This is a genomic window from uncultured Allobosea sp. (assembly GCF_945956895.1).
Classification (GTDB): Bacteria; Pseudomonadota; Alphaproteobacteria; order Rhizobiales; family Beijerinckiaceae; genus Allobosea.
Window position 1 is genome coordinate 1 of record NZ_CAMFJF010000105.1, and the last position, 7375, is coordinate 7375.

6 protein-coding genes and 1 pseudogene are annotated in these 7375 nt (G+C 67.0%); 6 read left to right on the forward strand and 1 reads right to left on the reverse strand.

The window, feature by feature from the left end:
* The 4 genes and pseudogenes from Q0Q02_RS22345 to Q0Q02_RS22360 form a co-directional block, all read left to right on the forward strand.
* Positions 1-332, forward strand: a pseudogene (locus Q0Q02_RS22345) (glycoside hydrolase family 31 protein); the annotation flags it as partial.
* Between the two features lie 347 nt (positions 333-679).
* Positions 680-1429 (forward strand): FadR/GntR family transcriptional regulator, encoded by a 750-nt coding sequence (locus Q0Q02_RS22350; protein WP_293812843.1) that lies wholly within the window; start codon positions 680-682, stop codon positions 1427-1429.
* A 7-nt stretch (positions 1430-1436) separates the two neighbouring features.
* Positions 1437-2204, forward strand: a complete 768-nt coding sequence (locus tag Q0Q02_RS22355; protein WP_293812852.1) for an SDR family oxidoreductase — start codon at positions 1437-1439, stop codon at positions 2202-2204.
* Between the two features lie 69 nt (positions 2205-2273).
* Entirely contained in the window at positions 2274-3473 is a 1200-nt protein-coding gene (locus Q0Q02_RS22360) for a mandelate racemase/muconate lactonizing enzyme family protein (RefSeq protein WP_293812845.1), read from the forward strand.
* A gap of 234 nt (positions 3474-3707) precedes the next feature.
* On the opposite strand, the gene Q0Q02_RS22365 is transcribed toward Q0Q02_RS22360, so the two are convergent.
* Positions 3708-5039, reverse strand: coding sequence for a dicarboxylate/amino acid:cation symporter (locus tag Q0Q02_RS22365; RefSeq protein WP_293812847.1), 1332 nt, complete (start codon positions 5037-5039; stop codon positions 3708-3710).
* 206 nt (positions 5040-5245) lie between these two features.
* Between Q0Q02_RS22365 and Q0Q02_RS22370 the strand changes: the two genes are divergently transcribed.
* Both Q0Q02_RS22370 and Q0Q02_RS22375 read left to right on the forward strand, forming a co-directional pair.
* Positions 5246-7066: an ATP-binding protein gene (locus Q0Q02_RS22370; protein ID WP_293812849.1), complete on the forward strand. Its 1821-nt coding sequence runs from the start codon at positions 5246-5248 to the stop codon at positions 7064-7066.
* The coding region (locus tag Q0Q02_RS22375) for a response regulator (RefSeq protein WP_293812851.1) at positions 7063-7375 on the forward strand (313 nt) is incomplete at its 3' end. The genes Q0Q02_RS22370 and Q0Q02_RS22375, both read left to right, overlap by 4 nt.

Consider the following 7375-nt stretch of genomic DNA (forward strand, 5'->3'; position numbering starts at 1 on the left):
GCCAGCACTTCGACGGCGGCGCGGTCGTGACGGTCGCGGCGCCGCTCGGCCGCCTGCCGGTCTTCGCCAGGGCCGGCGCGCTGATCCCGCTCGGCAACCCCCAAGGCATCGACGATCTCCGCGAGATCCTTGTCTGCGGCCCCGTCGAGGGCGCGTCGGGCGAGCTTTATGAAGATGACGGCGACACTGCCGACTGGCGCGGGGCCGGTGCGACCGTAATCCGCTTCCGTGTGAAGGACGGCGAGATCGCCGTCGATCAGGAAGGCGACTGCGAACCGCTCTTCGACCGCATCGCGATCCGGCAGATCGTGGATGGCGCGGGCGGGCGGTAGGCGGCGCTACATTCCGGCAAGGCTCTGCCGCCATTCCGACGCAGGCCTCAGCCCCGGGCTCCGGAAGCACCGTGCGTGCTCCCGTTTCCGTCATGCTCGCCCCTGTGGCGAGCATCCACGTCTTGAACACCGCATAGCCTGAAGGAAGACGTGGATGGTCGGGACAAGCCCGACCATGACGAGCGCGCCCTGTTTGCGGGTTTCCAGCTCGGCCTGAAGGCCGGCCCGGAATGAAGAAGGCCATCCCCAACGGCGAGCAGGCTAGCGCCGGCATGCCTGCAAAGCGTAGAAGTCAGGTTGTCAGACAACTGATAGCATGACAATGCTGTGTGCAACAGGAACCCGTCATGCAGCTCTCAGCCATCGGATCACGGCCCAATCTCGCGAGCGACGCCGCCACCGCGCTGGCGACATCGATCCGTTCAGGCGCCTTGCAGCCCGGCGCGCGTTTGCCTTCGGAGGCGGAGCTCGCTCGCCAGCTCGGTGTTAGCCGGCCGGTGGTGCGCGAGGCGATCGCCTATCTGAAGGCCGACGGCATCGTCGAAAGCCGGCGCGGGCTCGGGCTCTTCGTCAACCAGCAGGATTCGTTACGGCTGCGGCGCGCCGAGATCGCGGCCTCCGAGCAGTCGATCCTGCAATTCCTGGAGTTCCGCCTCGGGCTGGAAGTGGAGGCGGCGCAGCTGGCTTCGCTACGCCATACTGCCGACGATCTCGCGCGGATGGACGCGGCCGAGGCTGCACTGAACGCCGCCGACGATGCGGGCGAGGACAGCGCCGCCCATGACCTCGCGCTCCACCTCGCCATCGCCACGGCCGCGCATAATCCGCTCTTCCTGACCGTGCTCCAGTTCGTCTCCAGCCCGCTGCTCAACTCGATCCGCAGCATGCGCGACAAGGATCGCGGCAAGGATTCCAACATCGCGATCCGCCGTGCCGATCACGCCGCGATCCTCGACCGCATTCGCGCCAGAGACCCGGCTGGGGCAGGCGAGGCGATGCGCAAGCATATCGGTGAATCCTATCGCCGCTACGCCGCCCAGCTCGCCGCGAACGTTTCGATGCCGGCCCATCCGGCCCTCCAGATCCCGCCGACATAGGACGCCGATCGTGAGCTCTCCCTTCGATCTTTCGGGGCGCACCGCGCTCGTGACCGGCTCCTCGCGCGGGCTCGGCCGTGCCATGGCCGAGGGGCTCGCGGCCGCGGGCGCGAGCATTATCCTCAACGGTGCCGATGCGGGGCGCCTTGCCGACGCGGTCGCAGCGATGAATGCGGCGGGCCACAAGGCGCGCGGCCTGAATTTCGATGTCACTGACGAGCAGGCTGTGGTCGCTGCCTTCGCCGCGCTCGATGCCGAGGGCGTCGCGGTCGACATCCTCGTCAACAACGCCGGCATCCAGTTCCGCAAGCCGATGCTGGAACTGGAGACGGCCGACTGGCGCCGCGTGCTCGACACCAACCTGACCAGCGCCTTCATAGTCGGCCGCGAGGCCGCCCGCCGCATGGCCAGGCGCGGCCACGGCAAGGTCATCAATATCGGTTCGCTGACCAGCGAGCTCGCACGCGCCACGGTCGCGCCCTACACGGTGGCGAAGGGCGGCATCAAGATGCTGACCAAGGCGATGGCGGCCGAATGGGGCGAGCTCGGCATCCAGGCCAATGCGATCGGCCCCGGCTACATGCTGACCGACATGAACCAGGCGCTGATCGACAACCCGACCTTCGACGCCTGGGTGAAGGGCCGCACGCCGGCGCGCCGCTGGGGCCGTCCGGACGAGCTCGCCGGCACCTGCGTCTACCTTGCCTCCTCCGCCTCCGACTATGTCAGCGGCCAGATCATCTATGTCGATGGCGGCATGATCTCGGTGCTGTGAGCTTCAAGAACAACAGGCGGCGAGGGGCTTTGCGCCCGCTCCCGGAAAGACTGAACAGGACGGAACGCCATGAAGATCACCGCCATCGAAACCCTGCGCGCCGAGGAATTCGGCAACGTGCTCTGGGTCCGCGTGCACACCGATTCCGGCCATATCGGGCTCGGCGAGACCTTCTATGGCGCTGCTTCCGTCGAGGCTCATATCCACGACACGTTGGCCGGGCGCCTGCTCGGCAAGAACCCGTTGCATATCGAGGCGCTGCATCGCGAGATGACAAACCTGCCGATGGCGCAATCCTCGACCGGCGCGGAATCGCGCGCGACCTCGGCGATCGACATCGCGCTCTGGGACCATTTCGGCAAGGTCTGCGGCCAGCCGGTGCACCAGATGCTCGGCGGGCTCTGCCGCGACAAGCAGCGCATCTACAATACCTGCGCCGGTACCCGCTATGTCCGCTCCAGCAACATCAAGCCGGTCTCTAACTGGAGCCTGGGCGACGAGGACAGTCCCTACGAGGACCTCGACGGCTTCATGAACCGCGCCGATGTCCTTGCCGAAAGCCTGCTCGAGCAGGGCATCAGCGCAATGAAGATCTGGCCCTTCGACCCCGCCGCGATCGAGAACCAGGGTCTCTACATCACCGCCGAGCAGATGAAGAAAGCCGTCGAGCCCTTTGAAAAGATTCGCAAGGCGGTCGGCGACAAGATGGAGATCATGGTCGAGTTCCACTCGCTCTGGAACCTGCCGACCGCCAAGCAGATCGCCCGCGTGCTTGAGCCCTACAAGCCGACCTGGTACGAGGACCCGATCCGGATGAACTCGCCGCAGGCGCTGGCCGAATACGCCCGCTCGACCGATGTCTGGGTCTGCGCCAGCGAGACGCTGGGCTCGCGCTGGCCCTACAAGGACATGCTGGAGCGCGACGCCGCCCATGTCGTGATGGTCGACCTGTGCTGGACCGGCGGCCTGACCGAGGGTCGCAAGATCGCGGCGCTCGCCGAGACCTGGCACCGCCCCTTCGCGCCGCATGACTGCATCGGTCCGGTCGGCTTCGTCGCGGCGATCCATACCTCCTTCAGCCAGCCGAACACGCTGATCCAGGAATCGGTGCGCGCCTTCTATCGCGGCTGGTATCTGGAGCTGGTCACCGAGATGCCGCGGATCGAGGGCGGCTATGTCTATCCGATGGAGGCCCCCGGCCTCGGCGTCGACCTGCTGCCGGCCGTCTACGAGCGCTCCGATCTGACCGTGCGCCGCTCGACGCTCTGAGGATTATCGTGGCTTGAAGCGGAACGCTTGTCATTCCGGGGGGCGCCACAGGCGCGAACCCGGAACCCACGACCGGGTGAGCGTTTTAGACTTGTGGTTGCAGGGTAGTGCACCCAGTCGTGGCTTCCGGGTTCTTCGCTGCGCGAAGCCCCGGAATGACAAAGGTTGTTCGGCCCAAACAAAAAGCCGCCGCCGGGATGCCGGCGGCGGCAGCTATTTTCGTGGGTGCCCGGACTACTCGGCCGGGGCCATCAGCGGCTCGTCGAGGAAGTCCGGCAACTGGCCGGTAAGCGCCGCCTTCAGGCGGTTCTCGTCGAGCTCGCCTTCCCAGCGCGCCACCACGACCGTGGCGACGGCATTGCCGATGAAATTGGTCACCGCGCGGCATTCCGACATGAAGCGGTCGATGCCGAGGATCAGCGCCATGCCCGCGACCGGCACGGCCGGGACGACGGAGAGCGTCGCCGCGAGCGTGATGAAGCCCGCGCCGGTGATGCCGGCCGCGCCCTTCGAGGACAGCATGGCGACGAGCAGCAGCAGGATCTGGTCGCCGAGCGGCAGGTGGATATCCATCGCCTGTGCGATGAACAGGGCCGCCAGCGTCATGTAGATATTGGTGCCGTCGAGATTGAAGGAATAACCGGTCGGGATGACCAGGCCGACGACCGAGCGCTTGCAGCCGGCCGCTTCCATCTTCTCCATCAGGCTCGGCAACGCGGCTTCCGAGGAGGAGGTGCCGATGACGAGGAGGATCTCGTCCTTGATGTAGCGGATCAGCGCCAGGATCGAGAAGCCGTTATAGCGGGCGACGATGCCGAGCACGCCGAGCACGAAGACCGCCGCCGTGATGTAGAAGGTCAGGATCAGGAAGGCGAGATTGGCGACCGAGCCGATGCCGTAGCGGCCGATGGTGAAGGCCATCGCACCGAAGGCGCCGATCGGGGCGGCCTTCATCAGGATCGCAACCAGCTTGAAGATCGGCGTCGAGAGCGCCTGCAGGAAGTCGAGCACCGGCTTGCCGCGCTCGCCGACCATCGCGAGCGACAGGCCGAACAGCACGGAGAAGAACAGCACCTGCAGGATGTCGCCGGAGGCGAAGGCGCCGACGATCGTGTCCGGGATGATGTTCTGCAGGAAGCCGACGACGCTCGTGTCATGCGCCTTGGCGGCGTAGCCCTGGACGGCCTTGGCATCGAGGCTGGCGGGATTGATGTGCAGGCCCGTGCCGGGCTGGATCAGGTTGCCGATGACCAGGCCGACGATCAGCGCCAGCGTCGAGAAGCAGAGGAAATAGATCATCGCCTTGCCGGCGACGCGCCCGACCTTCTTCATGTCGGTCATGCCGGCGATGCCGGTCGAGACCGTCAGGAAGATCACCGGCGCAATGATCATCTTCACCAGCTTGATGAAGGAGTCGCCGAGCGGCTTCAGGGCGGCGCCCTGTTCCGGCCAGAAATGACCGAGCAGGATGCCCGCCGCGATGGCGAACAGCACCTGCACATAGAGATGCTGGTAAAACTTCTTCGGGCGCGCCGGCTGAGCGGGCGCGATGATCGGGGTCGCCATGGTCTGCTCCTTGGGTCGGCGGTCGTCTTGGTTTTGTTCGAAACCGCTGCCCCTCTTTCGCAACCTGCGTGCCAACCCGCTGAGGTAAGAATTCACCAGCAAAAACAATCGATTGTGATTCCATCTGGAATCAATTTGCGAGCGCCATCGGCGGAATTCCGCACGCGGCCTCTTGATTTGTGCGGGATTCCGCACAACGACGGGGAATGAGCGGTTCCGGGCGCGATCCATGGCAGAGTGCCGCGACGCTGCGCTGGCTGGTCTTCGGGCTGGTCGTGGCGACGCTCGCCATCGTGGGGCTCTTCGCCGCTGGTGAGATCGGCCGCGGCCGCGCGATCGCTGCGACCGAAAGCCGGGCTACGGATAGCGGCACGCTGGCGCGCGCCATTCTGCGCGGTGAGCTGGAGAAGCAGCGCGCCCTGCCGGTGATCCTCGCCCGCGACCCCGATGTCCGCCAGGCCCTGACCGGCGGCAGCCGCCACGGGCTGGACCTCAAGCTCGAAGCGATTGCGAAGGAAGCCCGCACGGCGGTGATCTATCTGCTCGGCCCGGACGGCGTCGCGATCGCAGCCAGCAACTGGAACGAGCCGACGAGCTTCGTCGGCAACGATTACAGCTTCCGCGATTATTTCAGGGGCGCCGTCGCAAACGGCACCGCCGAGCAGTTCGCGCTCGGCACGGTCAGCCAGCGCCCCGGCCTCTACATCACCCGGCGGATCGAGGAGGGCGGCCGCAGCCTCGGCGTGATCGTCGTCAAGGCCGAGTTCGACCGCGTCGAGGCGGATTGGCGCGCGCTTGGCGGCCAGACTTTCGTCGTTGACCAGCGCGGCGTCGTGCTGCTTTCCACGGTCGACGACTGGCGCTTCCGCGTTGAGGCCCCTCTCGACGCAGCGACCGCAGCCACGATCCGGGACACGCTCCAGTTCGGCGCGGCACCGCTGACCTTGCTGCCCTTGCGCGAGCGCGGCGACCTCTTCGAAGGGGCAGGAGCCTTCGCCGGCCGCTATGTCCGGATCCGCCAGCCCGTCGCGACCACGAATTGGGCGCTGGAGGCGCTCCAGCCCGTCGATGCCGCGATCACCGGCGGACGTTCGCAGTTGCAGGCGCTGGTCGCGCTCCTGCTGATGCCGGGGGCGGCGCTGGCCGGCTTCGCCCTCTATCGCCGCCAGCGCAATCTCGCGCGGCAGGAGGCCGATGCCCGCTCCAAGGCCGAGCTCGAGGAGCGCGTCGACGAGCGCACGGCGGAGCTTGCCGGCGCCAATGAACGCCTCGTCGCCGAGATGGCGAAGCGGACGCTCGCGCAGGAGCGCCTTTCCAATCTCCGCGAGGAGTTGGCCAAGGCCAACCGCCTCGCGACGCTCGGCCAGATCACGGCCGGCGTCGCCCATGAGGTCAACCAGCCGCTCGCGGCGCTGCGCACCTATGCCGAGAATGCCCGCGCCTTCCTCAGGCGCGCCGAGCCCGCGGATGCGGACGGCGCATTGGTCCGGATCGTCTCGCTGACCGATCGGATCGGCGCGATCACCGAAGCGCTGCGCGGTTTCGCTCGCCGCGGCAAGGAGCCGTTGGCCCCGGTTCCGATCGGCACGATCATCGAGGGCGCATTGACCCTGCTCGAAGGCCCCTTGCGGCAGGCGGGTGTGACGCCGCTCGTGACGGCGCCGCCGGAGCCGGTCCACGTCATCGCCCGGCCGATCGAACTCGAACAGGTCTTCGTCAACCTGCTGCGTAACGCGATCGAAGCGCTGATGGAAGGCGGGCCGGGCGGCGAGCCTGAATTGGCGATCACGGTTACGCCAGGTGACGACCGGGTCGAGATCGCGATTACGGACCGTGGCCCTGGCCTGTCGGAGCAGGCGCTGGCGCAGCTCTTCACCCCGTTCAGCACCTCGAAGCCCAAGGGGCTGGGCCTTGGGCTGGTGATCTCGCAGGACATGATCGTCTCATTCGGCGGCACGCTGACCGCGACGAGCCGGCCCGGCATCGGCGCGAGCTTCGTCATCAACCTCGAAAGGGCTGCGGCATGAGCGAGTCGGAAGCACCCGCCGCGATCGAGGTCTCCTTCGTCGACGACGATTCCGACCTGCGCGACGCCAATGTCCAGGCGTTGCGTCTTGCCGGCTTCCGCGTGGTGGCGCTGCCCTCCGGCGAGGCGGCGCTGGCGCGCATCGGCCCCGATTATGCCGGTATCGTCGTTACCGATATCCGCATGCCCGGTATGGACGGGATCGAACTGTTCCGGCGCCTGCGGGCGCTCGACCCCGATATCCCGGTGATCATCATCTCCGGCCATGCCGATATCGCCACCGCCGTCGGCGCGATGAGCGAGGGCGCCT